General features: G+C 30.5%; 28 protein-coding genes and 1 pseudogene. 18 read left to right on the forward strand and 11 right to left on the reverse strand.

The window, feature by feature from the left end:
* Window positions 1–83: 83 nt before the first annotated feature.
* Window positions 84–713 carry a nitroreductase family protein gene (locus tag ISP02_RS04020; protein ID WP_195720351.1) on the reverse strand — a complete coding sequence of 210 codons (630 nt, stop codon included), beginning with the start codon at window positions 711–713 and terminating at the stop codon, window positions 84–86.
* 195 nt (window positions 714–908) lie between these two features.
* Here ISP02_RS04020 and ISP02_RS04025 point away from each other — a divergent pair, with 195 nt between their 5' ends.
* Entirely contained in the window at window positions 909–2,843 is a 1,935-nt protein-coding gene (locus tag ISP02_RS04025; protein WP_195720352.1) for an SdrH family protein, read from the forward strand.
* 43 nt (window positions 2,844–2,886) lie between these two features.
* Here the strand turns inward: ISP02_RS04025 and mroQ are convergent, their stop codons facing one another.
* Window positions 2,887–3,630: an intramembrane glutamic endopeptidase MroQ gene (gene mroQ / locus ISP02_RS04030; RefSeq protein WP_195720353.1), complete on the reverse strand. Its 744-nt coding sequence runs from the start codon at window positions 3,628–3,630 to the stop codon at window positions 2,887–2,889.
* A 181-nt stretch (window positions 3,631–3,811) separates the two neighbouring features.
* Here mroQ and groES point away from each other — a divergent pair, with 181 nt between their 5' ends.
* Entirely contained in the window at window positions 3,812–4,099 is a 288-nt protein-coding gene (gene groES / locus ISP02_RS04035) for a co-chaperone GroES (protein ID WP_195720354.1), read from the forward strand.
* A 48-nt stretch (window positions 4,100–4,147) separates the two neighbouring features.
* Window positions 4,148–5,773 carry a chaperonin GroEL gene (groL, locus tag ISP02_RS04040; RefSeq protein WP_195720355.1) on the forward strand — a complete coding sequence of 542 codons (1,626 nt, stop codon included), beginning with the start codon at window positions 4,148–4,150 and terminating at the stop codon, window positions 5,771–5,773.
* Window positions 5,774–5,830: 57 nt separating this feature from the next.
* Here the strand turns inward: groL and ISP02_RS04045 are convergent.
* Window positions 5,831–5,972, reverse strand: a pseudogene (locus ISP02_RS04045) (site-specific integrase); the annotation flags it as partial.
* On the opposite strand from ISP02_RS04045, the gene ISP02_RS04050 reads away from it, so the two are divergent.
* On the forward strand, window positions 5,964–6,140 hold the full coding sequence (locus ISP02_RS04050) for a hypothetical protein (protein ID WP_195721890.1): 177 nt from the start codon (window positions 5,964–5,966) through the stop codon (window positions 6,138–6,140). The pseudogene ISP02_RS04045 and the gene ISP02_RS04050 sit on opposite strands and share 9 nt — an antisense overlap.
* 529 nt (window positions 6,141–6,669) lie before the next feature.
* Here the strand turns inward: ISP02_RS04050 and ISP02_RS04055 are convergent.
* Window positions 6,670–7,341 carry an HAD family hydrolase gene (locus ISP02_RS04055; RefSeq protein ID WP_195720356.1) on the reverse strand — a complete coding sequence of 224 codons (672 nt, stop codon included), beginning with the start codon at window positions 7,339–7,341 and terminating at the stop codon, window positions 6,670–6,672.
* Window positions 7,342–7,498: 157 nt separating this feature from the next.
* Here ISP02_RS04055 and ISP02_RS12965 point away from each other — a divergent pair, with 157 nt between their 5' ends.
* The 4 genes from ISP02_RS12965 (at window position 7,499) to ISP02_RS04075 (ending at window position 10,224) form a co-directional block, all read left to right on the forward strand.
* Window positions 7,499–7,690 (forward strand): hypothetical protein, encoded by a 192-nt coding sequence (locus tag ISP02_RS12965; RefSeq protein WP_235980492.1) that lies wholly within the window; start codon window positions 7,499–7,501, stop codon window positions 7,688–7,690.
* A 232-nt stretch (window positions 7,691–7,922) separates the two neighbouring features.
* A complete protein-coding gene (locus ISP02_RS04065; protein ID WP_195720357.1) occupies window positions 7,923–8,354 on the forward strand; it encodes a hypothetical protein in 432 nt (143 codons plus the stop codon).
* Between the two features lie 192 nt (window positions 8,355–8,546).
* Window positions 8,547–8,936, forward strand: a complete 390-nt coding sequence (locus ISP02_RS04070; RefSeq protein WP_195720358.1) for a YxeA family protein — start codon at window positions 8,547–8,549, stop codon at window positions 8,934–8,936.
* An 820-nt stretch (window positions 8,937–9,756) separates the two neighbouring features.
* Window positions 9,757–10,224, forward strand: coding sequence for a DinB family protein (locus tag ISP02_RS04075; protein ID WP_195720359.1), 468 nt, complete (start codon window positions 9,757–9,759; stop codon window positions 10,222–10,224).
* A 52-nt stretch (window positions 10,225–10,276) separates the two neighbouring features.
* Here the strand turns inward: ISP02_RS04075 and ISP02_RS04080 are convergent, their stop codons facing one another.
* Window positions 10,277–11,569 carry an aminotransferase class I/II-fold pyridoxal phosphate-dependent enzyme gene (locus tag ISP02_RS04080; RefSeq protein ID WP_195720360.1) on the reverse strand — a complete coding sequence of 431 codons (1,293 nt, stop codon included), beginning with the start codon at window positions 11,567–11,569 and terminating at the stop codon, window positions 10,277–10,279.
* A gap of 201 nt (window positions 11,570–11,770) precedes the next feature.
* Here ISP02_RS04080 and ISP02_RS13250 point away from each other — a divergent pair, with 201 nt between their 5' ends.
* The 5 genes from ISP02_RS13250 (at window position 11,771) to pmtD (ending at window position 15,276) form a co-directional block, all read left to right on the forward strand.
* Entirely contained in the window at window positions 11,771–11,866 is a 96-nt protein-coding gene (locus ISP02_RS13250; RefSeq protein ID WP_407697222.1) for a Trp-rich small protein, read from the forward strand.
* 274 nt (window positions 11,867–12,140) lie between these two features.
* Window positions 12,141–13,157, forward strand: coding sequence for a HoxN/HupN/NixA family nickel/cobalt transporter (locus tag ISP02_RS04085; protein WP_195720361.1), 1,017 nt, complete (start codon window positions 12,141–12,143; stop codon window positions 13,155–13,157).
* Between the two features lie 125 nt (window positions 13,158–13,282).
* A complete protein-coding gene (locus tag ISP02_RS04090; protein WP_195720362.1) occupies window positions 13,283–13,465 on the forward strand; it encodes an SE1626 family protein in 183 nt (60 codons plus the stop codon).
* A 210-nt stretch (window positions 13,466–13,675) separates the two neighbouring features.
* Window positions 13,676–14,548 carry a phenol-soluble modulin export ABC transporter ATP-binding protein PmtC gene (gene pmtC / locus ISP02_RS04095; RefSeq protein ID WP_195720363.1) on the forward strand — a complete coding sequence of 291 codons (873 nt, stop codon included), beginning with the start codon at window positions 13,676–13,678 and terminating at the stop codon, window positions 14,546–14,548.
* Window positions 14,548–15,276, forward strand: a complete 729-nt coding sequence (pmtD, locus tag ISP02_RS04100) for a phenol-soluble modulin export ABC transporter permease subunit PmtD (RefSeq protein WP_195720364.1) — start codon at window positions 14,548–14,550, stop codon at window positions 15,274–15,276. The genes pmtC and pmtD overlap by 1 nt, the downstream gene beginning before the upstream one ends.
* A gap of 113 nt (window positions 15,277–15,389) precedes the next feature.
* Here pmtD and ISP02_RS04105 read toward each other — a convergent pair whose 3' ends face one another.
* Window positions 15,390–15,950 carry a thioredoxin family protein gene (locus ISP02_RS04105; protein ID WP_195720365.1) on the reverse strand — a complete coding sequence of 187 codons (561 nt, stop codon included), beginning with the start codon at window positions 15,948–15,950 and terminating at the stop codon, window positions 15,390–15,392.
* A 163-nt stretch (window positions 15,951–16,113) separates the two neighbouring features.
* On the opposite strand from ISP02_RS04105, the gene ISP02_RS04110 reads away from it, so the two are divergent.
* The 3 genes from ISP02_RS04110 (at window position 16,114) to ISP02_RS04120 (ending at window position 18,105) form a co-directional block, all read left to right on the forward strand.
* Window positions 16,114–16,608 (forward strand): hypothetical protein, encoded by a 495-nt coding sequence (locus tag ISP02_RS04110; protein WP_195720366.1) that lies wholly within the window; start codon window positions 16,114–16,116, stop codon window positions 16,606–16,608.
* Window positions 16,609–16,699: 91 nt separating this feature from the next.
* Window positions 16,700–17,260: an HAAS signaling domain-containing protein gene (locus ISP02_RS04115; protein WP_195720367.1), complete on the forward strand. Its 561-nt coding sequence runs from the start codon at window positions 16,700–16,702 to the stop codon at window positions 17,258–17,260.
* On the forward strand, window positions 17,257–18,105 hold the full coding sequence (locus ISP02_RS04120; RefSeq protein ID WP_195720368.1) for a DUF4097 family beta strand repeat-containing protein: 849 nt from the start codon (window positions 17,257–17,259) through the stop codon (window positions 18,103–18,105). Before ISP02_RS04115 ends, ISP02_RS04120 begins: the two co-directional genes overlap by 4 nt.
* 103 nt (window positions 18,106–18,208) lie before the next feature.
* Here the strand turns inward: ISP02_RS04120 and ISP02_RS04125 are convergent, their stop codons facing one another.
* Window positions 18,209–19,249 (reverse strand): C45 family autoproteolytic acyltransferase/hydolase, encoded by a 1,041-nt coding sequence (locus ISP02_RS04125; protein WP_195720369.1) that lies wholly within the window; start codon window positions 19,247–19,249, stop codon window positions 18,209–18,211.
* Window positions 19,250–19,735: 486 nt separating this feature from the next.
* Here ISP02_RS04125 and ISP02_RS04130 point away from each other — a divergent pair, with 486 nt between their 5' ends.
* Window positions 19,736–19,906, forward strand: a complete 171-nt coding sequence (locus tag ISP02_RS04130) for a hypothetical protein (RefSeq protein ID WP_103295289.1) — start codon at window positions 19,736–19,738, stop codon at window positions 19,904–19,906.
* 180 nt (window positions 19,907–20,086) lie between these two features.
* Here ISP02_RS04130 and ISP02_RS04135 read toward each other — a convergent pair whose 3' ends face one another.
* Window positions 20,087–20,491 (reverse strand): YolD-like family protein, encoded by a 405-nt coding sequence (locus ISP02_RS04135; RefSeq protein WP_195720370.1) that lies wholly within the window; start codon window positions 20,489–20,491, stop codon window positions 20,087–20,089.
* A 280-nt stretch (window positions 20,492–20,771) separates the two neighbouring features.
* Window positions 20,772–20,852, reverse strand: a complete 81-nt coding sequence (locus tag ISP02_RS13255) for an ArsB/NhaD family transporter (protein ID WP_195721825.1) — start codon at window positions 20,850–20,852, stop codon at window positions 20,772–20,774.
* A 590-nt stretch (window positions 20,853–21,442) separates the two neighbouring features.
* Here ISP02_RS13255 and pglS point away from each other — a divergent pair.
* Window positions 21,443–22,477 (forward strand): 6-phosphogluconolactonase, encoded by a 1,035-nt coding sequence (gene pglS, locus ISP02_RS04145; RefSeq protein ID WP_195720371.1) that lies wholly within the window; start codon window positions 21,443–21,445, stop codon window positions 22,475–22,477.
* A 100-nt stretch (window positions 22,478–22,577) separates the two neighbouring features.
* Here pglS and ISP02_RS04150 read toward each other — a convergent pair whose 3' ends face one another.
* Both ISP02_RS04150 and ISP02_RS04155 read right to left on the reverse strand, forming a co-directional pair.
* Window positions 22,578–23,957, reverse strand: coding sequence for an aldehyde dehydrogenase (locus tag ISP02_RS04150; protein WP_195720372.1), 1,380 nt, complete (start codon window positions 23,955–23,957; stop codon window positions 22,578–22,580).
* A 106-nt stretch (window positions 23,958–24,063) separates the two neighbouring features.
* On the reverse strand, window positions 24,064–24,990 hold the full coding sequence (locus ISP02_RS04155) for a manganese-dependent inorganic pyrophosphatase (protein WP_195720373.1): 927 nt from the start codon (window positions 24,988–24,990) through the stop codon (window positions 24,064–24,066).
* Window positions 24,991–25,014: the final 24 nt, after the last annotated feature.

A 25,014-nucleotide genomic window follows, 5' to 3' on the forward strand; every position in this document is an offset into this window, starting at 1 on the left:
AAAGACAACCTTGTGTGTTTAAATAATAAACAAAAAAGCCAAAACTCTTAAATAAGAGTTTTGGCTTCGTACTCTATATATAATTATTTGCGTACTAAGAAACGTGCATCAACATCAGTAAATGACTTTTCGCCTGCTTCTTGTCTAATATTACCAAATGGCATTTGTGCCATTAAATTCCAAGTTTTTGGTATATCAAATGCTTTTGCTACAGCAGTATCAACTAAAGGATTATAGTGCTGTAATGAAGCACCGATACCTTCTGTACTTAATGCTGTCCAAATAGCAAATTGGTGCATAGCATTTGTTTGTGTAGACCACACAGAAAAGTTTTCTGCATAATTTGGCATTTGATTTTGTAATCCTTCAATAACTTCTTCATCTTCATAGAATAAAATCGTACCGTAAGAATGTTTAAAATTATCAATTTTGTCCGCAGTTGGTTGGAAATCTCTGTCAGAGCCCATTTTGTTTTTAAGTGTTTCTTTTGCAATTTCCCAAAACTTATCATTATTGTCGTTTAATAATAATACGATTCGAGTAGATTGAGAATTAAAAGAAGAAGGGACATGATTAATTTCATGAGCAATAATTTCCTCTAATTGCTTATCTGATATTGAGATTTCTTGTTCTAAATTGTAAATAGTACGTCTATTTTCTATTGCATTTTGAAATGAAGTTAAGTTACTTTTATTGTTTTTTAAAATTCCCATTGTTTCATTGCTCCTTAATTTTTATTTATAATATATACCTAGTATAATAAATATACTGATAAAAGTAAATAATGTTTTACATTAATTTTCATTTATATTAATATTATTTTGCAAATTACGAATTAAAGATGAAAATAAACTGCATTTCTAATATACTGGTATTAAATAACTTGTAAAGATAGGTAGGTGATTGAGTTGAAATATAATAAGCGTAAAAAATTAATGACTTCTAGTGTAGCTTTATGCTTAAGTGTATCAATGTTCACTTCGCCTATATATGGTGCTAATAAGGCATTATCCAATGATGAAAATAATAGTAAAAACACTACTAAAAGTAACTTGTCAGATGTTAATTCAGTAGATCCCAACACAAATAACCAAACCCAACAAGCAGATGGCACTAATGTAGAGAATACAAGCAGTAATGCCTCAAATGCTACTGCTCCCAAAAATCAAGATAACAACAATTCAGATAAAAGTACTAATAAGAGTAATAATGATAGTGATACTAGCAATCACAGCGACGTAGCAGAAGATAGCAACGAAGATTCTCGAAATAATATTGATTATCTTGCCAAAAGCGAAGATGCTACTGAGAATAGTGATACTGCAAATGACGCTGGTACAGGTGGAGGTACAGGTGAAGAGGATGCCTCTAATGCTTCAGCGGGAGATAATACAGCGGGAGACAATCAAGGTAATAATCCGACTAACAGTGGCGGAGCAGGAGGAGGTTCTGGTGAAGAGGATGCCTCCAATGGTTCAGCAGGAGATAATACAGCAGGAGACAATCAAGGTAATAATCCAACTAACGGTGGCGGAGCAGGAGGAGGTACAGGTGAAGAGGATGCCTCCAATGGTTCAGCAGGAGATAATACAGCGGGAGACAATCAAGGTAATAATCCGACTAACGGTGGCGGAGCAGGAGGAGGTACAGGTGAAGAGGATGCCTCCAATGGTTCAGCAGGAGATAATACAGCGGGAGACAATCAAGGTAACAATCCAACTGGTAATAATAACGCAGGTGGTGGAGTAGACGACGGTGCATCTGGTGAAGGAGGTTCCTCCAATACTTCATCAGGAGGCAACCAAGGTAATAATTCAACAGGAAGTAATCCGACTAACGGTGGCGGAGCAGGTGGAGGTTCACCTGAAAATAATAATGGAAATCGTTATCCCAATACTAGTGATGGCTCTGATTATACACCAGCTAACAATTCAAATAATGCGACTTCAAACAATTATGGAAGTAAATCAAGCTGGAATAGTTACCAGGGAGAGTCAAATTACAATAATAATGTAAATGGGCGTAACACTAATAGTGAACAAAACTATTATAATAATAGACAATCAGGATATAGCTCAAATTATACTAAAGCTAATAACCAAAATAAAAATAATGGTTCAGGCAATAATACATCATATAACTATAATAATGGTGGCAACACAACTTATCATTGGCATAATAACAATCAACAAAGAGATAAAAACCAAAATCAACGCTATTATTGGTATAACAATAATAGTGCTTCAAATTATAATGATAATGAAAAAAACAACAATACAAATCCGAACAGTAATAACCAGCAATACGATAATCAAAGAGATGATGAGAACGTCATGAATAAACTTCAAAAAGAAGCTCCAGGATCATTTAAGTACAATCCATATGTAGTAAAGCAAGTTAAAAGTTTAGATAGAGACAAACAATCAGTTTCAGAAAATCAAATTAATCAAGTAGTATCTAAAAACACTTTTTCGGACAATTCATACTTGAATTCATTACAAAAAGGAACAAACTATTTTAAATTCCAATATTTTAATCCAATTAAATTTGATGCATATTATAAGAATTTAGATAAACAAGTACTAGCACTTATTACAGGGGAAATTGGATCAATGCCAGATTTAAAATCACCTAAAGAAAATCGCTCACAGGGTTCATATGAATACCAAAAAAGTGATGACAACGAAATGACTACAACTAAAAAAGAAAGTGAAGCCCGAAAAAATAATTTAAAGTTTGAGCGTGCTTTATTTGCTTTAGTAGCAACCATATCTATAATTTTTATTGGTGTCGTCATTGCTTATATTGTTAAATTAACTAAAGATAAATATTTAAAAAAATAAAAACATCTTAATTAATCCGATTAAGGATTAATTAAGATGTTTTTTAATTAATGAATTGAACGATAAATGAAGCTGCATTTTGCATTTCCTTAATTTTATCTGGGCCAATCAATACTTGAATTATAACTACTAGACCATTTTGAAATACATGAATTAAAATAGGAACCCAAATTCGTTTTGTATAGACGTAAAATCCTGCAAAGATTAATCCCATACCAAAGTAAATAATAAAGAATGAAGGATCGCTATGAGCAAAAGCAAACAATGTAGCACTTACAACGCCGGCTATTATAAATTTAATTACCTTATTTCCTTTAATGAGATTATATAATTCACCAAAGATAACTTTACGGAAGACATATTCTTCTAGTATGGGGCCTACGACGGAAATTAATATGATAAATAATGGTACTTTTTTAGCAATAGCCATAATTCTTTCGGTATTTGGGCTTTGCTGTGGTGCGCCTAAGACATAAATATTAATCATACCTGCAACTATTTGATATACCATGACTATAAAAAAGCCAGCCACTGCCCATAAGACTATATATCTTTTACGTTCTTTAGTTTGTAATTCCAATTTAGTTGGATTAGCAATTTTATTATGTAAAAATGTAATGATAATCGCAGCTATAATAAATAGAATAACTTGGCTGAATATTACAGTGTAAGTTTGAGATTTGTTACTAAAACTATCAAAAACACCTGTAGCCTTTAAAATAAGTGGACCAACTTGCGCAAGTCCATAAATAACTAAGGTAAATATGGATACCCATAAACGAGACATAGTGAACCTCCAAAAATAATAATATGTACTATTTTAGCTTAAATTATTGAGCTACACAAAATAAAGCATAAAGAAATAGTTTTTACTTGAATTATTGACCAAATTTGATTATTATAAAAATTGTATTAGCACTCTATATAGATAAGTGCTAAATGTTATGAAACACAAGGAGGAACAAATAATGTTAAAACCATTAGGTAACCGAGTAATTATTGAAAAAGTAGAACAAGAACAAACAACAAAAAGTGGTATTGTCTTAACAGATAGCGCTAAAGAAAAATCAAATGAAGGAAAAATAATTGCAGTTGGTGCAGGCCGATTACTAGATAATGGTACTCGAGTTGCTCCTGAAATAAAAGAAGGCGATAACGTCGTATTCCAACAATATGCTGGAACGGAAGTTAAACGAGGCGACGATACTTATTTAATTTTAAATGAAGATGACATCTTAGCTGTTATTGAAAAATAAAGCGTAACTACAAAATAAATTATTTACAAGACGGAGGTTTAATAAACTATGGCAAAAGATTTGAAATTTTCAGAAGACGCACGTCAATCAATGTTACGTGGTGTTGATAAATTAGCAAATGCAGTAAAGGTAACAATTGGACCAAAAGGTCGTAACGTGGTACTTGATAAAGAATACACTTCACCATTAATCACTAATGATGGTGTGACAATTGCTAAAGAGATTGAATTAGAAGATCCATATGAGAACATGGGGGCAAAATTAGTTCAAGAAGTAGCAAATAAAACAAATGAAATAGCTGGTGATGGTACTACTACTGCAACAGTTTTAGCCCAAGCAATGATTCAAGAAGGCTTAAAAAACGTTACAAGTGGTGCAAACCCAGTAGGTATTAGACAAGGTATCGATAAAGCAGTTGAGGTTGCAATCAAAGCACTACACGATATCTCTCAAAAAGTTGAAAATAAAAACGAAATTGCACAAGTTGGATCAATTTCTGCAGCTGATGAAGAAATTGGTAAATACATTTCTGAAGCAATGGAAAAAGTTGGTAACGACGGTGTTATTACGATTGAAGAGTCAAATGGTTTTAATACAGAATTAGAAGTCGTTGAAGGTATGCAATTTGATAGAGGTTACCAATCTCCATATATGGTTACAGATTCAGATAAAATGGTTGCAGAATTAGATAATCCATATATATTAATTACAGACAAAAAGATTTCTTCATTCCAAGACGTTTTACCTTTATTAGAACAAGTCGTACAATCAAATCGACCAATTTTAATTATTGCAGATGAAGTTGAAGGCGACGCTTTAACTAACATCGTACTTAACCGTATGAGAGGTACATTTACGGCTGTTGCTGTTAAAGCTCCAGGTTTTGGTGATCGTCGTAAAGCTATGTTAGAAGACTTAGCAATTTTAACAGGTGCGCAAGTCATAACTGATGATCTAGGTTTAGAACTTAAAGAAGCTTCATTAGACATGTTAGGTACTGCTACCAAAGCAGAAGTAACTAAAGACAACACAACTGTAGTTAATGGTGATGGAGATCAAAATAGCATTGATGCGCGTGTTAGCCAAATCAAATCACAAATTGAAGAAACTGATTCAGAATTTGATAAAGAAAAATTACAAGAACGTTTAGCTAAATTAGCTGGCGGTGTTGCAGTTATTCGTGTAGGTGCAGCAAGTGAAACTGAACTTAAAGAGCGTAAATTACGTATTGAAGATGCATTAAACTCTACAAGAGCAGCAGTAGAAGAAGGTATTGTAGCTGGTGGTGGAACAGCATTTATGAATATTTACGATAAAGTAAATGACATTGAGGCAGAAGGTGATGTTGCTACTGGTATCAATATCGTCTTAAAAGCATTAGAATCGCCAGTAAGACAAATTGCAGAAAATGCTGGATTAGAAGGTTCAATAATTGTTGAAAGACTTAAAAATGCAGAAGTCGGTGTTGGATTTAATGCGGCTACGAATGAATGGGTAAACATGCTTGAGGCAGGTATTGTTGACCCAACAAAAGTATCACGTTCATCATTACAACACGCTGCTAGTGTTGCTGCCATGTTCTTAACAACTGAAGCAGTTGTAGCAAACATTCCTGATAAAAGTGACAGTGAACAACCACAACAAGGCATGGGCGGCATGCCAGGTATGATGTAAAATATCTGTCAAACTTTGATTTAACAGTTTTTACCATTTTCGAATGACCTAACAATTTCAAAACAATTCTTTTGAGACGTTTTCTATGAGGTTACTAAACCTTTGGGAAGCGTCTTTTTTATATGATTTTGTAGATGTTCATTGTTGTTTGTATATCCTTATGGCGTAACTTTTCTTGTATCTCTTTTATATGAATATCAAAGTTGATAGTAAGCCTATAGAGCAAATGAATGTTGTTGCTGCGATATTTTTAAATGAATTAGAAACAATAGTTGAACAAGTAGCTACAGATAAAGAGTTTTGTATATTCTGGATTTTAGCAGAAGGTAAGGCTTATAAAGAAGTTGGACGTATATTTGGCGTTTAAGACAAATAACTCGAGAGATGTTTAATAAGTTGTTGAATATATTAAAGTAAATAAAAAGAACTGATTGTCAGTCCTTTTTAAGTTACTATCTTTAATTAAGAATGAAAGATATAAATACAATAATTATTACTAAGACAATCAAAGTGCCAATAAATGGAACAGAGCTTAAAGATAATGTTGCAATGATAAAACCAATAGAAATTAATATTTAAAAAATAGCCTTAAGCGAGAAATCACCCTTCAATATCAAATATGAGAATAAAATAGTGGCGCATAGTAACACTAAAGTAATAAAAATAAGACCTAAAATACTTAATGCTCCACTAAGATAACCGTCAATAAATAAAATATTATAATTCCTAATTGTAGCTTTTTTATTCTTAACCGTATTTGTTTGTTCGTTAAAAAACAATTGGGATATTAAAATAGACAAATAGATGTTTATTTACGATCTAATAAAAACATACTTTTCACAGCTACTCGTTGAGGTGGTTATTTTTATGTAGAAATATATTATAAGGTGAGAATATTATAAAAGATCGTTAGCCTTTTTTACAATATCAGTTAGTTCATACAAATTTTTAATGTGATTAGTCGCATTATGCACTTCATTTTCATTGTTTAACCTATATATACTATGCATTCCAGCTGAACTAGATGCCTCATAATCGTTTTTAAAACTATCTCCAACAAACAGACACTCATATAAATCTACATCTAAGTTTTTAGCAGCTCTTTGAAAAATAAGAGGGTCAGGTTTTTTGATGCTTTCTTTTTCAGAAACTAAAACTACATCCAGGTATTGTTCGATTTGTAGCGATTTAATATTATTGTATTGGAAGGGGTATTTACCATTTGTGATAATGCCTAATTTGTAACCATTTGATGCAAATATATCTAAAGTTTCTTTTAAGTTAGGATATGGTAAACACTGATTGCAAAAATTATTAATATAGTTATCTAGTAAATCATCAACGCTTAAACCAGTAATATTAAAGATATCGATTAATTGTGCGTAAACTTTATCTTTCCAAACATAACCATTTTGATCTAATTCAATAAATTTACTTTTAAAAGCATTTTTATCAATATGATTTAAGTGATCAATGAATTTGTCATATTGATAATCAATAAACTTTATTAGCGAAGATTGTCTGTCTAAAATTGTTCCATCTAAATCAAATAAAATTGCTCTTATCATAGTCTGAAACTCCTTAATAATAATTATTTGAATATTCAATCAATAAAAATAATGATATCATAAAATAAGAATTTTTGAGATAAGAGGGAAATGAATTATGAGTGCTTATTTAGAAAATATGAAAGAGCAAACTTTAAAGATGTTTTATGAATAAAGTGTGATTGAATATGCAGCAGAACATGTTAAAAGTGGTGATTTGGAGGAAGAGGAATCAATTGAAAGAGCTCGTACAGAATCTGAAAGTTTACTACCAGAGGTGTTAGATACAAGTAATCAATATTTACTATCTATGATTAATAATAATGTGGATATAGGAGACCTATGGTTACATATATTTGATGTTAAGTAAGAAAAAACGTTTTATTTATGATATTAAAATTAAAGATACATATAGAGGATAGGGTTTTGGTACAAAACGATGCAATGTATAGAAGAATACTGAAAATATAGGAGTTTTCCCATTGATATTCATGCTTTACATATTTAAATAATATAAAAAAATCATGTTAATCTAACATATAAGTTATAACAAAGGTAAAGAAGGGTAGGTAAAAGTAAAGTGTATCAATGAGGTGTTACTTTTGAATTTGAATAAAAATATAAATAGTTATTTAAAACTATTGTCATATGAAAGGTCAGCAGAACTAAAATTTTATCACCGTAAAAATATCATTTCTAAGTTCTTTTATAATTTATTTAAAAATCCAAGAGATAAAAGAAAAGAATTACTATACTTAGATTCAATTGATGAAATTGATTTTTATCAATTATTTGCTGCTTACTTTATAGGTAGTGATCTTCTTACAATACCAGATTGTTTAAATGAAGATATAATCACTTTTGGTAATGTAGAAGAATTATTCAAAGATAGAATTGGAATTTTGAAAAATAGATTGCCGTTAAAACATGAAGCTGCAATTTTTTTCAAAGATAAAGATTGTAATTTTGTAAAAGAAAGTCTTATTGCTTTTCAAAACACGTTTTTGAATAAAGATGGATTTTTAGAAAAGTAGAATATAATAATGTAGTTACAAAAAAATAATATAATTTTTAATTTTTATGTGAGCTCTCCAATGTGGAGGGCTTTTTAAATTGGTATTTAAAACATGACAATTATGTCATATTTATTGTCCATTTTGTTAGATGAATCAAAGGAAACAGTTTTTTAATTTTGATACTATGAAAAACATTAGGAGGTTTAAACAATGAAAATACTTTATAGTATTTTAACAATTATAATTATTATATTATTAGCTTTATACGGGTGGAAATATTACGCTGAATCACATACAAATAATCAAACCGTGAGAAATCTTGCAAATTTTAACCCTTTAATAAAAAACGAGAAATATTATGTTCAAATTGATTACCCTGAAAGCACAAAAAACGTGGGTAAAGGAATTGAAGAATATAAATATAAAAGTAAGGCATTCAAAAAGGATGGAAAAGAAAAGAAATTAAAATATATGGCTACAAAAAAATTGAAAAGAAATCATTACTTAGAATTAGATTATAAAGTTGGAGAAGTCAAAAATTACAAAGAAGTCCATTTATCTAAAATACCTAAAAAAGCTAAGGAGAAATTAAAAGAATAAAATAAAGGTATAGTGATGAAAAGAAGCATATTCACGATTCATTGATGTCCGAAATTAGAAATGATTTTATTTTCAAAGTGCTTTTTATTAAGTAATGAACATTAAACGAAACTTTATGTATATTGTTTTTCTAAAGAAAATAGAAGAAATGTCATAAGTCAGAATTGTACTTTGCTTATTTAATTTTCACTCCATAGATATGGAACTGTGGGATTGATTGTAGATTACAAAAGAAAAGTTAAAATACTTCTGCAATATTTATAGACTTGTTTATGATAGCAAATTTTTTATTGATGCCAATTTAGCGGCGTCGTAAAATATAAATCCGTGTATTTGTAGAGCAAAACATTGTTTTGAAGTCATAAATTGTGACGACTGCCATCCAAACTATTATATGTAAAGTTCATCTTAAAGTATAGATGTGATTCATAATTATCTATATGATAGAATTCACTGTAATTGAGTTAAATGTTATGGAGAATAAAAGTGAAAAAGAAGCCTATTTTATAAAATAAGGCACGGTTTAGGGTTTAACAATAATCTTGATAATAATTGGAACATGATTGCTCATGATATCTTACTAATCATAATAATTTTTGGAAATCCAATTTTCTTAATTGTTAAGTAATAATCTTTTTAATAATAATTCAAAACATATTACACAAATATATATTTTAACTTTGGAATTAACAATATATATAAAGCTATAAACTTTATAAAAGGTAAAATAAACTAATATGATGTAGAATTAAGTTTGTAAGAAATATAAGAATTAGTGTTATTAAAAATTACTAATTACAGAAAGGACGATGACAAGATTATGACAAATAAAACAGTTTATGATGTAATCGACATGGGTGTTAATTATTTAGTATCTGTATATGATAAGTGGGGAGTAGAAGAGGTACTTGATAATAAGAGTGACGTATTTCCAAATACTTTACACTGGCAATATGGTCATGTATTAACTATTTTTGAATCGGCCTTATCACTAAGTGAACAAAACCAAGTAGATGTTGCTTTATATTCAAGTCTATTTGGCTATGGTACTAGTCCTGCAGATTGGGATAATTCGAATGTTCCGTCAATCGATGAAATTATTAAAAATATAAAAAATTTACCTGAACGTGCTAAAAATTTAACTGATGTTCAACTTGAACAAAAGTTAACTGAAACAATTGCTGGATGTAATAGCTTAGATGAGTTATTAACTTTAAATGCAATTCATATACCATTGCATGCGGGCAAAATTGAAGAAATGACAAGAGTTTTAAAATCAGAAAGATAAAAAATACTGCGCTCAATGGTTATATAACCATTGAGCGCAGTATTTTTATTATTTAAGCATTTTGTAAATCTTTAATTGCTTTATCAATACTATCAAAGACGTGTGGAATATCGTCTTTTTCTACGCAACTAAATGCGATACGAATGTCGGTGTTATTTAGCGCAATAATCCCAATAGAATATTGCTCGATAAGCCGTAAGCGTAATTCTTCTGGATCAACGCCATGTACTTTTAGGGCCATAAAATAACCAGAGTTAAAGTCGTAAACTTGCCAAGATGTCGCATACTTATCATCATAGACAACTTCTTTAGTCACTTTATAACGTTCCTCTAATACATCTATATTGTGTTGAATTTCTTGATCAAATTTTTCGTTATTTTCTAAAACGTATTTGATTGCACTTTGAGATGGCATTGGACCACTTGATATATTACTTCTGACAAGTCCTTTTACTTTTGCTTCAAGTACAGATTTTGCTCTTTCGTCTTGCAAGCCAAAAGTTAAGAAACCAACGCGTAGTCCCCAGGCGAAAAATTCTTTAGTCGCACCGTCTAAACGAATTGGCAATAAATTATCTAATTGTAAATTAGTTAATGGTGTAAATAAAGATTGTGTAAATACGTCTTCATAGAATAGACCATAATATGCATCATCGACAACAGCTATAACATTAGTGCCTCTCTCGGCCAAATTTTTAATAGCTTGTACTATTATATTAGCTTCATCTTTCGTAGGCGTATAACCAGTAGGATTATTTGGATAGTTAAGTATTAAGATAACTTTTTCTTTGTCATAGTTTTCTAATGTTTCAACTAGAGCTTCTGTTGAATAATGACCTTCGTCATCAAAGATAGAATAAGTTTGGATTTCTGCAGCGTGTCTAGTCGAATAAACTAATTTATAATTGCCCCAGTTATGTTCTGGTAAAAGAATTGTATCTTGACTATTTACAAATAAATCACCAATAAGTGATAAACCGTGCGTTAAAGCATTTGTTAATATTGGACGACTCATTGAAGTGTGAGACAAATCTGGATTTTCGTTTAACATTTTTTGTTGCCACAAATCACGTAAAGGTTCTATACCTTGAGGTGGAGCATAAGGGAATATATCGTCTGGCTCTAAATGGTTAAAAACATCATTTAAAGTATCTGCATACATTTTACTGTCTTTATATGTAGCCATACCTATTGTAGCGTTATATTGTGTTGATTTAGCTTCTGCGGACTGCGACAGAATACCCTTTGGATAATACATTAACTTACCAAGATCAGATAACATATCTGCAATTTCCGGTTTCGCATTAGATAATTGTTCATTTAAGTCTAAGGCTAAAGGATTCATGTTGGACTCAACCTCTCTTTTACTATTTCATTCTTAATACTTATATTATCTTGAAATGAGTTAAAGTTAAAGTGTCCACACTATTTAAATTAAAAATTTAGAATTTCTCACCTTAAATACGAACATATGTTCTATTTTTGTGTTAGAATATGGATAGGCCATCGAAATCCTGCATGTCAAATTTTGTAGGAGGTGTAGTATATGACGTGGTGGCAAGATGCAATGGCAACTTTATTATCAGGGAGTGTGCTAGTTGTTTTTCGAATTTGGTTAGAAAACAAATGGAAAGATAAGTAGTGGCCTTGCACAAAAAACCCCAAGTCTGGCGCAATCAGACTTGGGGTTTGTGTAGTATAATCTGTGGATACAACTGTAGTGTAGCATTACTTTTATTCTAGTGCAAACAATTAATTTAAACTTAGTCTTAATAGGGCTTTTATATTAATATTTTACAATTAAAAATAATACTTGTTGAACAAGTAATTGGCGTATTACAATAATGCTATGCTTAATTTTTATATATAATATTAGCGACATTTAATACATAAATATAAGAAAGAAGGTAACGTTTTTGAAGTGTTTTAGAAATCATCATCTAAGCGGGTTGCCTTATATATTAATAGTCATAATACTACATATTATTGGTTTTGGAATTTTATGGCGTGTCGGCAGTGCATATCCAATTTTTATAGGTATGGGCGTTTTAGCCTATACTTTAGGTTTGAGACATGCGTTTGATGCCGACCATATTGCAGCGATTGACAATACTGTTCGTAAATTAATACAACAAAAGAAAGATCCGGCTGGAGTAGGATTTTATTTTTCTATTGGACATTCTTCAGTTGTGTTCTTAATGACAGTGCTATTAGGTGTTTCAGTTAAATGGGCAAAAGAAGAATTGCCACATTTTCAAGATATCGGAGGCACGGTTGGTACGCTAGTATCAAGTTTCTTTTTATTACTAATAGGAATATTGAATTTAGTCATCCTAATTTCATTAGTTAAATTGTTTTTGAAAATGCAATATCAGCGCATTAAACATGATGAAATAGATGACTTATTAGCTTCAAGAGGTTTTATAACGAGATTTGTAGGATCTTATTTCAAAATTATAAGTAAGAGTTGGCATGTTTTACCGCTAGGCTTTTTATTTGGTCTTGGTTTTGATACCGCAAGTGAAATTGCATTGCTTGCTTTATCATCTGGCGCATCACAACAAGCCATACCGTTAGCGGGCATATTAGCTTTACCTATTCTGTTTGCGGCTGGCATGAGTTTATTGGATACATTAGATGGCATATTGATGAAGTCTGCCTATAATTGGGCTTTTTATAATCCAATTCGCAAAATCTACTATAATATTACGATTACCGCTATCTCAGTAATTGCTGCATTAATCATTGGTTTAATCGAATTATTGCAAATTATTGCTGATAAGTTGCATTTACATAATTCGTTTTGGTCTAATGTACAAGGAATCAAATTAGACTATTTAGGCTATATATTAGTCATATTATTTATCATTGCATGGTTAATTTCCACATTAATTTGGAAGTTTGGCAATATTGAGAAGAATGGGTCTAAATAATAAAATATGACATTAGGTGAAATTCACTTATTTAAATAGCGTTTTAAACTCATATCTTTTTTTGGCTGTTGCATTTTAAAAATATCAATGCATTTGATAAGATAAAGTTGATTGAGGTGAATAAAATGAAGCATTTAACCAAAATATTTGTCATCATCGCTATTGTGGTTTTTATAGTAGGTTATTATTTACAATCTACAGGACATGAATCTTCAGGTATAAAATTACTTATTGCAGCAATTTTATTTATGATTTGTGCTTTTATCAATAGAAGAAATGATCGACTCAAAAAACGTAATAAAAAATAAAACTGGTGCTAATAATATAGAAGATAGTGGTTCTATATTGCTAGCACTATTTTTATGATAGTATGTATATTCAGATAAAAATTATTGCCAGAAAGTAAGACAGTCAATTAATTTTTTAATAAATTTTAATTGTATATTTGAAATTAATGAGATTTAATTTATAATAGTGAACTGTGTTGAATAGCAAATCAATGCATCGAGGAGGAACTTATGAAGTTACAAGATATAACTAAAACCTATGGTAGTAACAATGTCTTAGATCATATTGAATTTGATTTTGGTGAGAGTAAAATTGTTGGTTTAATAGGAAAAAATGGTGTCGGAAAAACAACTTTAATGAAAGTTATGAACGGCAATATTATTAACTATAAAGGCCAAGTTGATACTGCTAGAGATGAAAATATAGGTTATTTAATTGAACATCCCAAATTATACAATAATAAATCAGGTCTCTATAACTTGAAATTATTTGCTCAGGTTCTAGGTAAAGGATTTGATAAGCAGTATGCCAATTATATTATAGATGCTTTTGGCATGCGCGAATATATTAAGAAAAAAGTTAAAAAATATTCTATGGGTATGAAACAGAAACTGGCAATCGCCGTTTCTTTAATGAACAAGCCTAAATATTTAATTTTAGATGAACCTACGAATGGTATGGATCCAGATGGCTCAATTGATGTTTTGACCACGATTCAATCTTTAGTAAATGATTTAGATATGAAAATTCTCATCTCTAGTCATAAATTAGAGGATATCGAGTTGATTTGTGATAGAGCTATATTTTTAAGAGACGGTCAATTTGTTCAAGATGTTAACATGAAACAGGGCACAACATCTGATTCAACTGTAGTAAAAGTAGATGCTTCTGACTTTGAAACCACTTTATCTTATATTAGTGAACATAGTGATTTCGTTCAATCTGATCAAGCTACAGGTGAAATAATATTGAAAGTACAAAATAATTATCAATCATTACTAAAAGGTTTGGCGAGCATTGAAGTGTATCCAACGTATATTGAAACACGTAAAAGTTCGTTACGCGATACTTACTTTAATATTAACCAGAAAGGTGGCCAATAATGAACAGTATTCAATTGGTAAAATATGACATCTATAGTATTTTGAGAAGTCCACTTACTTATCTAGCTATTGTATTAACTTATCTTGCATTAGGTGGTATGACAGCGTTATTTATGCAACAACAAGATCAAGTTAATGGGAATACTATTTTAGCTATTGGAAGTTGGTTTTTCTCAATCGTAGGTTTACTATTTGTAATAAAAACGATTACACGTGATATTTCACAAGGAACAATTCAATTATATTTTAATAAGAAAAGTAGTCGTATTAGTTATTTAATAGCAAAAGTTATTTCTATAATTTTAATTGCTATAATTATGACGGCATTGTTAACTGTTTTTGTATTAGTAATTCAAAATATTTGTGACGGTAAAAATGTAAAAACTGACAAGCTTTTTGAGTTATTAGTCTTCTACATTATTTTCCAGTTATTTTATGGATTATTGTTATACTTATTCTCATTAATTGTGCCAAAAACAGCATTAATCTTTACTTTAGGTATCTTTTTAGTATTTATCGTTCCTTTTGCTGAACCTTTTTTACCTATGATTCCTAAAATAGGGGATAATATTCAGGATTCACTTAAATATATACCTTTTAGTTATTTAACTGATAAAACAACGTCTGGAGATTATACTTTCAGTCATTGGCAATGGTTTATTTCTAGTGCATCAATTATTATACTTTTTGTAATTAATTTATTTTATGTGGCTAAAAAAGATATATAAAAATTTTAGATTTAAATATAAAGAGGCCCGTTAGATTATATATTCTAACGGGTCTTTTTATTGTTATTATATTTTGAAAATGATAATACTTATTTGATGCATTGCTATGAAAGTTACTTATGGAGTAACTGTTCTACAATCGAATCATAAACTGCTTTCCATAACTGTGAGTCCGTTTTATAACGATTAGTAATAATAGCATGAACTTCATTCGACTTCTCTTCATAGGAAGCATCATCTTTATTTGGCAAATTAGCGCGGCTTTCTTCAACGAATTTTTGTGCTTGTCTAGCACGTGGCCCCCATACCGTTTCTTGTTGGTACTCATCGTTTAAAAAAACAAAGATTGGAATACTTCGCGCAGTCCCATTAGTTAAGTATTGATCAATTAAATTAGTATCATCATCGCGATGGAACACGCGTACTTCTAGATTTAATTGTTCAGTAATACTTTTTAATATGGGAAGGTTCATCATGGCATCTCCGCACCAATCCTCCGTTATAACTAACACTTTACTATAATTTAATGACTTAATTTTTGTCAGCCTATCATCTTCTTGTGGAAGTGAAAAAGAGTTATAGATTGTAATTAAATCTTCTTTATTTTCACTCATTTGCTCAATATACTCATTGAGTGGCTGACTATCATTAAAATAAGTCTTTAAGCTTGTCATTATGTAACCCCCTTTAGATATTGATGTTATTATAGCAAATTAATATATTATGGGAAATTATTTTACCTAAAAAATTAATGATTTAAACTAACTTGTTGAGCTAAGGGATGCAACAATAAAAGGGCTATGCTATATTTGAAACATAAGGTCGGAGTGTGAAATATTGATGAATAAGAATTTGTACATGAAAATAACGATATCTTTAATTTTTCTTATTTTAAGTATTGTAGGATTAGTGATTGGGGTACATATAAAAAATGAAAAATCGACCGATTTATCTTCGTTTACAATAGATGATATTGCAGTCGGAGACAAATTTAAACACTTAGGATATGAGAAAAATAATAAAATAAAACTTGATAGATATTCTTTTTATAATAAAATAAATCATCCTAATTTAGTGATTAAAGTCGCTAAGAAATCTAAGATTGTTATGGGTATTACGCTCACAGGAGATAAAGATATCAAAACAATTGATAATGTACATATTAATGATTCTTTTGAGGATTTAAAGCGTAAATTAGGCTGTAATTATACAGAACGTAAATTGGGTAAAGGGTACAAACTTATCCAATATATAGATAAAATGCATCGTATTAAGTTATCTGCGGTTATTAAGCATGAGGAAATTAAAAAGTTTGAGTTTTACAAACAATAAGTAATTTACATAGTAACTTTGAAGTTAACTTTTATTCTTAATCAGATATAACTATATAAATATAATCTAAATTTAAATGGCGGTTGGTATTGTGGATAAAATTACCTTTTTGAATGAACTTGAACAAGAACTCAATCATTTACCGAGAAAAGCTAGAGACAATAAAATGTATGAGTATGAAGAATACTTTTTTGAGGAGGAACAAAGGGGGAAAAATGAGTACCAAATTGTGGGTGAACTAGAATCTCCTAGAACATTAGGGAAAGAAATAATGGCGCAAAACGCTATTAGTTATGCCGAATATAGAACAAATGCTCAGACGATTTTCAAAGCGATTATGGCATCATTAGGTATGGGTATTGTATCGCTACTCATTATTTTAATACCAATGATTTTTGTAGCTTTTTTTATGTTTATATTATTATTAATTGCACTGTTATTCTTTATTTCACCAATTTTACTCATCGTGCATGGTTTGATAAATGGAAATGTGAGTTTGGCTTTAAGTAATTATTTATTTGCTTTTTCGTATACAGGGTTAGGCATCGTCTTATTTGTGTTAATTTTAAAACTAGCTGAATTAGTTTACCGTATCATTTTGAGTTATTTACGTTGGAATATAAAAAATATTAAGGGAAGTGCGGCTAAATGAGGAAGTTATTCATTAGTGGACTAGTTTTATTTGTCATCTGTTTTTCATTTGCCTGTATTTCATGGTTTACATTTGAACAACAAGATAATAAAACCAATAAAGCACATAAGAATCTTGACGGTAATGATATTAATAATTTAAACGTAAATACAAAATTGGCTAAAGTAAATGTAATACACGGTAAAAAATTGGCTATTAATTATAAAGGAACAAAAGATGTTGAAATTGATAAGCATGATGGTAAATTATTTGTTAAAGAAAAAAATAACAACGAAGATCATTATGGTCTAAACTTTAACCCGTTCAAAAGCATGGAAAGTGAATTAACTATTACAGTACCTAAAAATCAGGAGAATCGCTTAAATATGTATTTAAATTCTGAAACGATCAACATGAATGGCTTGAAATTAGGTAAAGTTAACATCAAAACTACTTACAATGGTGGCGATGGTTTGAACATAAAAAATACGCAGTTTGAAAATTTAAAATATCGTTCTAAATCTGCGCCAGTGTATTTGCGGAACACTATTATTAAAAATGGTGATATTAAAACAACTAGAGAAATTGATGTAAATAACTCATTGATGAAAAATTCTGTGCTACTATCTCGAAACAAGAGTATTAACTTAAAAGAAATGAAAAGTACATCTGACATCAAAGCATCGACGACTAAAGGGAATATTCATATGTCATATGCTACGAAACCTAAAGACACATTGCTGAAATTGAATCCTGACAATGGTAAAGCACATGTTGATAATAAATACTTTAAAAATAGTAAGGTAGGTAATAGCCATAATGTTCTAGAATTTTATACAGACTATGGCAATATCTTTATTAAATAAATGAAATATAAAACTGCTCTTTTCTAAGGAAACACGACTAAGTGTAATTTGAAAAGAGCAGTTTTATTGAAAAGTGAATAGTAGATTAAATATAATGTTTTAATTAATATGTTGCAAAAGTTAGATTAGTATCTATTTGGCCTTCAAAGCTATGCTGATCTAGTGGCTGTCCTTCTAGCCATTGTTGAAAATTAAATTGTGTGGGCGCTTTATTTTCACCTAATGTAATCCAAGCTGACAGGGATTGTGGCTCATACATACTCGTATGAATTGTTCCAGACCAGCTATTAAATAGTTTACTGTATATTTCATTTGAAGGATTATTAAAAAGTTTAAAGGCTTCGTGCTTAGAAATTTGTTCTGGAGCTTGTGCAATTAATCTGTCTAAACGCTCAATTGATTCTTTCGTATAATTTCTATTTTCATGTGTCAATAGCTTAAAATGATTAGTGCAAGTCTTATCATATCTCACATCGATAGTTCTTGGTGTTACTTCAATAATAGCGTGATTTAAATTTTTATCCATTACAATATAGCTAAAAGAACTTCTATGTGGTAATGACTTTAATAATTGAATTGCTTCTGGAACATCCTTGCAATATTCTAATACTAAGCGTCCTATCATATAGCATACGAAACCATCACCAGGGTGTTTACGATGCATAAAATTATATGCCATAACTAATCCTGACTCGTTCATGCCATCCATGCGACCGGTTACGCGTGAAGTAGGCCCTAATTGTGCTAGCCCTCCATCATTCGGTTTAAATAATAGATAGCGCGCATCATACGTTGCTGGATGGTAATCGTAATTGCGAACCATGTAATCATTACCTAAAAAGACGGTACAGCCACTGTTTTTTAATGGCGTAAAACGGTAATGTGCAAAGTTTAATATCATTTGGTTCGTTGGCAAATTTAATACTTCTTGCATTCCAATAATTTCTTCCCAAATATGAGGGGCATAATGTTGAAAAATCTCGTATGTTTCTTTTATATGGATATCAAACCGAGGCATACGTTTACGCCATTCCTTTTCTCTGTTCTTCAAAAGAGGGGTTTGTTGCATCCATTGTGCAGTTTTGACGCCTAAGTCAAAATGAGAACCCCTGTGGGTCATTATATCTGATTTTACATTTTGCATAATTGATAACGCTCCTAATGTCACTTTATATAACAATATTGTAACTTTAATGTAATTTTATATTAATTGCTATTATTAATAGTTGTGTATATGATGATTATAACATCGATGATAAATTAATTATTAACTCTATGAGGTGATATTATGAGTAATTATTATGAACAATTTAAATCAGCAGTCGCAGCATGGTGGAACAACTAAAACTTACTAATATTAAACGGCTACTAGTATAGTAGTCGTTTTTATTGTTCTTCAAATCTTTAATAATATCACTCACATTTAAATTATGATATTATATAAATGTTAAATAAAGTATTCAATCTTATATCTTTAACAGAAGTATATTATTAATAGTGTAAGCATATCATATAATATTATGTTTTTTATTAGAATATATTTCCCAATAATAGGTATACTTTTATTGATGCTTTTAAGTATGCTATCATTAAAGATAGTGATGTTAATAAATTATTGAGGTGAATCAGAATGTTGAATTTTATTAAAGGTTTAATTAAATTTGTACTTGGTACAATCTTAACTGTATCACTTTTAGCTGGTGTTGGTGCAGTGGTATTTGCTTATATTTTCAAAAAAGACTTTGAAGACATCGAAAGCAAAACAAAAGAAATCGTATCAGATATTGAAGCTAATAATTAATTATAAAAATAGAACACGTTACGTGTTCTATTTTTTTGTATAAGTCTTCGATAATCTTAATGTCTATCATTATAATCATTAAGGCAATTGCGTATACACTAAGCCAATTCTCTACTCTATTCCTCCTACATGGCTATTTAAAATCATATGAGTTTGATTAAGTTTAATATTGATTAATATTTATAATTGTTGAATTTTTGTAATGTCTAATAAAGAAATTTTAATGTTTTCACCGTCATCATGTTTTATCCCAGTAAGATACATATTTATCATATCGATATGATTCACCGTTAACGATAATGATTTAAGCCATCCTTCTTGATAATATTCAAGCTGAACAGGTCGATCGTTATGCAAAGACTGATTCAAATGTATATTTAACTCATTTAATTGATCGTCCGATAGAATGGGACGGTCTATTTTATTTTGATCAATTATATAGTTTTGAATCGTTTCAAATTGTTCTGGCAATGTGGCAAAGGGTGCCCATTTAACCATTCCTCTGCCCATAGGGATATCTTTAGACAGATATTCTCTTGGGATTTTTCTATAATCGCTTTCTAGTTTATATTGATCTGGAATCATCGAAATCACCTCAACACAATAATAGAACATATGTTCTGTTAAATGCAAGTGATTTTTTACATGAATATAAAAAAGAAATACATATTTCTATATAATCAGTCATTGCCAAAAACAGACCAAAACATCTTGATATGTCTTGGTCTGTGTGTAGTCTGTTCGAAAAGCATGAATGTAAAGTATCGGCTTAATAAAGTGATAAATAATATTAGTAGCGTAATTACAATAACTGTTTTAAAGTAAGACAACTGTGATATTTTAATGAATTTTTAGTTAGTACATGTCAACCACAGTAAATAGCTAATGAGCCGATAGGTGTTATTTTAGGACTTAAATATGAACCAATTACACTATTATAAATCATGCCTTATTTGAGTATTTTCAGAAACGTCGGTTTGATTAATTGTTAGCGAATCGATTAATACAGTGTGTAAGTTATTTATCACTGATGATAAAAACGCTAGACATGAAACTAGTACCGATAACGTGTACAAGTAAATTATGGCTAGCAGCAAATGTAAGTATATTACCCAGTAGGTGATTAATACCTAAAATTTCTAAATTAAAGAAGAAAAGGCATACTTCAATGGAAAAAAATACGGTACTTCTTTTAGTACTTTTTAGTATGTACTAGGCGGTGTTTAGCGCGCTAACAATACGAATACAATTGCTATAAATATTGCAATAAAGTCACTAGCAATGATAAATAGGTAATATTACTTTTTTATTTAAGTCCAAAGTATGTGCGATAGCTAAAACAATTGGCGTCAAAATAAGTGCATCATCAGCATTAACAAAATTGAACTTACACAGCTTAACATCGGATATTTACTATAAACAGATAAAACATAGTGTTGCATCATAAATGATAGACGATAAACATAAAATTTAATTAATTGTTATTCTCAGCTAACTTTAATAAAATGAAGTTATATCAATATTGGAGGGGTTTTCATGACAACAATAGGTTATATTGGTTCATATACTAAAAAAGAAGGGAAAGGCATTTATCGTTTTGAGCTAGATGAAGCAAAAGGTCAAATTACCACAGCAGAAACTGGCTATGAAATTGAAGCATCTACATACTTAGTACAATATAACTCATATTTATATGCCATTACACGTGAAGGAGACGATTGTGGTGTAGCAAGCTTTGAAATAGGCGATAAAGGTAAATTAACTTTGATTAATAAATGTCTTGAATCTACTGCTGGTACAGGCTGTTATGTGTCAGTTTCTCCAGATGGGCAATTTTTATTTGAATCTGTTTACGGTGCAGGATTAGCTCGAATATATGAATTAGATACAACTTCAGGAAAAGTAGTCAAATTGATTCAAGAATTACAGCATACTTATCCTGTAGGTCCTAATGAAAGACAAGAGCATCCTCATATACACTTATTAGACACAACACCTGATAATTATGTAGTTGCTATGGACTTAGGATCTGATAGAGTAGTTACTTATCAATATGGACAACAAGGATTAACTGAATATGCAGTGACTCAGTTTGAACCTGGTGACGGACCGCGTCATATTACATTTAATGGTAATAATAAATACGCTTATATCGTTCATGAATTATCCAATATCGTAAGTGTCGTAAGTTATCATGATGGAAAATTTAAAGAAGTAGAAAGACACAGCACTATACCAGACGACTTTACAGGAGATACTAAATTAGCTGGAGTTAGACTTTCTCAAGATCAACAGTTTTTATATATAAGTAATAGGGGTCACGACAGTATAGCAATTTTTAAAGTAGCTAATGATGGTTCGTCTCTAGAATTAATTAACATTACGCATAGTGGTGGGGAATTCCCACGTGACTTTAATATATCTAACTCAGATGATTATTTAGTTTGTGCACATCAAGAAGGTGACTATGCATTAACATTATTCACTAGAGATAAAAATACAGGCGAATTAACTCAAATTGATAATCATGCAGAAGCAGCAGAAGGGGTATGTGTTAAATTTTTACAATAAAGTTAGTAAAATGAATAATTTCAAGAAGGAAATAGGTCATCCTTGAAACATAAAAATAGCAGCTCTACATGAGCTGCTATTTTTATGTTTTGTTTCAATGTTATTTATTAAAGAATGTTTTAATATATTTAAATTTACCTTTGTAAGGTGGGAAGATAATGCTAGATTCTAAACGCGTTGTTTTGAAAATATAAGATTTTGCATGACTAAAAGTATCAAAACTATATTTACCATGATAATGGCCGATACCTGAGTTTCCCACGCCTCCAAACGGTAAGTTGGGATTTGCAATGTGCATTAATGTGTCATTTATTGCACCGCCACCAAATGATAATTCATTTAATACGCGTTCAGTTGAATTTTCATCTTCGCTAAATAAATATAAGCTCAGAGGTTTTGGTTTAGATTGAATGAGTTCCAATGCCGCGTCAAAATCATCATAAGTAATTATCGGTAATAATGGTCCGAAAATTTCTTCTTGCATAATTTTAGAGTCAATAGCAACATTATCTATAATTGTTGGAGCAATATAGCGGTTATCTTTATTGGTATCACCACCGAAAACAATATTATGTTGTTGCTCATTTAATAATGTAGTAAGTCTTGTAAAATGACGTTCATTAACTATGCGACCAAAGTCTTTAGACTGTTGTATTTCTTTGCCATAAAATTCAGTGATAGTCGTTTTAAGTGCATTTATTAAGTCTTCCTTAATCGACCTTTTGACTAATAGATAGTCAGGTGCAATACATGTTTGACCAGCATTAGTGAATTTGCCAAAACATATGCGCTCACTTGCAACTTTAATATTTGCAGATTCATCTATAATAACAGGAGATTTGCCTCCTAGTTCTAGTGTTACAGGGGTTAAATTTAGGCTAGCAGCTTGATATACTGAACGACCAACTTCCTCACTTCCAGTAAAGAAAATGTAATCAAAAGGTAAGGTAGTAAGTAATTTTGTCGTTTCTGCTTCTCCTTCAATTACAGCTACATACTCAGGATCAAAAACTGCTTCAATTATTTTACGAATGACATTAGTAATGTTTGGCGTAAATTCAGACGGTTTGATAATAGCAGTATTACCAGCAGCAATTGCACCAATAAGTGGTTCTATTACGAGTTGTAGAGGATAATTGAAAGGTCCGATAATTAATACGGTACCATAAGGTTCATTCATAATGTAACTTTTTGCCGGAAACATAAATAGTGGAGTATTTACTTGCTTGCGCTTAGTCCAATTTTTAAGCTCCTTGCGTGCTAACTTAATATTTTTTAAAACGAAACCAATTTCAGTAGCGTATGCTTCAACTTTATTTTTACCTAAATCAGTATTAAAAGCTTCTAGTAACTCTGCTTCGAAATATTTAATACTTTTGCTTAATAGTTTTAATTGCTTTTTGCGAAACTTAATATCTTTAGTCGCATGCGTTTTAAAATATTGCTTACTTTGCTCAAAAGTTTGTTCGACCGAGTTCAAAATTATTCCTCCTGTATGAAAATAAGATAACACGTATAAATTTATAAAAACTGGGACATATCTATGCCCCAGTCATATTCAGAATTTATAAACAATATAAATATGATTAACTCAATACGTCTGTAATTTGTGGTACAACTTGTTTCTTTCTTGAAACTACACCAGGTAAAAAGGCAGTACCATTTTCAAGTGTAACATTAAATGCTTCGCCAACTTTATCTTTATCATCACCGATAACTAAAATTTTAGAGTTACTATTAATAATGTCTGTAACTAAAAGTACAAATAAGTCATAGTTTTCTTCATTATTTGCAGCTAACATAGCTTTCTCAAGTTCCTCATGTCTGTCGAATACTTCGTCGATATCAACAGTGTTAACTTGACCAATACGTGCAACATGATTGCCCATATTAAATGATTTGGCATCTAACGATAATAATTCTTCGGCACTTTTATCTACCGTAGAAGCTCCTGCTTTTAACATTTCTAAGCCATATGATTCTAAATCGATATTAGCAATAGATTTTAATGCTTCGGCAGCAGCTTTGTCTTCTTCAGTACATGTTGGAGATTTAAATAATAAACTATCAGAAATAATTGCAGAAATCATTAATCCAGCAATTTCAGGTTTAATATCAAAGCCACGTTCTTGATACATTTTGTATAAGATTGTTGCAGTACAACCCACTGGTTCTGCACGGTAATACAAAGGAGCAGCGGTTTCAAAGTTAGATATTCTATGGTGATCAATCACGTGCTGAATTGTAGCATTTGCAATAGTGTCAGCACTTTGCTGGAACTCATTATGGTCAACAAGAATAACATTTTGATCTGCTAAATCATCATTAAGTAGTTCAGGTGTTTCAACTTTAAAATAATCTAAAGCGTATTGTGTTTCTGGTCCAACTTCGCCTAAACGAAAAGCTTGTGCTTCATTGTTACCAGTTTGAGCTTCAAAATCTGACATAATGATAGCTGATGAAATTGCATCAGTATCTGGACTTTTGTGTCCGAAAATATAAGTTTTAGCCATAAATCAATTCTCCTTAAAAAAATT

It is taken from the genome of Staphylococcus durrellii (assembly GCF_015594545.1).
Classification (GTDB): domain Bacteria; phylum Bacillota; class Bacilli; order Staphylococcales; family Staphylococcaceae; genus Staphylococcus; species Staphylococcus durrellii.

What these genes read in the sequence shown, in the direction of transcription:
- ISP02_RS04020 (WP_195720351.1), bottom strand. Translation starts at nt 713, where the DNA reads ATGGGAATTTTAAAAAACAATAAAAGTAACTTAACTTCATTTCAAAAT.
- mroQ (WP_195720353.1), bottom strand. Translation starts at nt 3,630, where the DNA reads ATGTCTCGTTTATGGGTATCCATATTTACCTTAGTTATTTATGGACTT.
- groES (WP_195720354.1), top strand. Translation starts at nt 3,812, where the DNA reads ATGTTAAAACCATTAGGTAACCGAGTAATTATTGAAAAAGTAGAACAA.
- groL (WP_195720355.1), top strand. Translation starts at nt 4,148, where the DNA reads ATGGCAAAAGATTTGAAATTTTCAGAAGACGCACGTCAATCAATGTTA.
- ISP02_RS04050 (WP_195721890.1), top strand. Translation starts at nt 5,964, where the DNA reads ATGAATATCAAAGTTGATAGTAAGCCTATAGAGCAAATGAATGTTGTT.
- ISP02_RS04055 (WP_195720356.1), bottom strand. Translation starts at nt 7,341, where the DNA reads ATGATAAGAGCAATTTTATTTGATTTAGATGGAACAATTTTAGACAGA.
- ISP02_RS04070 (WP_195720358.1), top strand. Translation starts at nt 8,547, where the DNA reads ATGAAAATACTTTATAGTATTTTAACAATTATAATTATTATATTATTA.
- ISP02_RS04075 (WP_195720359.1), top strand. Translation starts at nt 9,757, where the DNA reads ATGACAAATAAAACAGTTTATGATGTAATCGACATGGGTGTTAATTAT.
- ISP02_RS04080 (WP_195720360.1), bottom strand. Translation starts at nt 11,569, where the DNA reads ATGAATCCTTTAGCCTTAGACTTAAATGAACAATTATCTAATGCGAAA.
- ISP02_RS13250 (WP_407697222.1), top strand. Translation starts at nt 11,771, where the DNA reads ATGACGTGGTGGCAAGATGCAATGGCAACTTTATTATCAGGGAGTGTG.
- ISP02_RS04090 (WP_195720362.1), top strand. Translation starts at nt 13,283, where the DNA reads ATGAAGCATTTAACCAAAATATTTGTCATCATCGCTATTGTGGTTTTT.
- pmtC (WP_195720363.1), top strand. Translation starts at nt 13,676, where the DNA reads ATGAAGTTACAAGATATAACTAAAACCTATGGTAGTAACAATGTCTTA.
- pmtD (WP_195720364.1), top strand. Translation starts at nt 14,548, where the DNA reads ATGAACAGTATTCAATTGGTAAAATATGACATCTATAGTATTTTGAGA.
- ISP02_RS04105 (WP_195720365.1), bottom strand. Translation starts at nt 15,950, where the DNA reads ATGACAAGCTTAAAGACTTATTTTAATGATAGTCAGCCACTCAATGAG.
- ISP02_RS04120 (WP_195720368.1), top strand. Translation starts at nt 17,257, where the DNA reads ATGAGGAAGTTATTCATTAGTGGACTAGTTTTATTTGTCATCTGTTTT.
- ISP02_RS04125 (WP_195720369.1), bottom strand. Translation starts at nt 19,249, where the DNA reads ATGCAAAATGTAAAATCAGATATAATGACCCACAGGGGTTCTCATTTT.
- ISP02_RS04130 (WP_103295289.1), top strand. Translation starts at nt 19,736, where the DNA reads ATGTTGAATTTTATTAAAGGTTTAATTAAATTTGTACTTGGTACAATC.
- ISP02_RS04135 (WP_195720370.1), bottom strand. Translation starts at nt 20,491, where the DNA reads ATGATTCCAGATCAATATAAACTAGAAAGCGATTATAGAAAAATCCCA.
- ISP02_RS13255 (WP_195721825.1), bottom strand. Translation starts at nt 20,852, where the DNA reads ATGATTTATAATAGTGTAATTGGTTCATATTTAAGTCCTAAAATAACA.
- pglS (WP_195720371.1), top strand. Translation starts at nt 21,443, where the DNA reads ATGACAACAATAGGTTATATTGGTTCATATACTAAAAAAGAAGGGAAA.
- ISP02_RS04155 (WP_195720373.1), bottom strand. Translation starts at nt 24,990, where the DNA reads ATGGCTAAAACTTATATTTTCGGACACAAAAGTCCAGATACTGATGCA.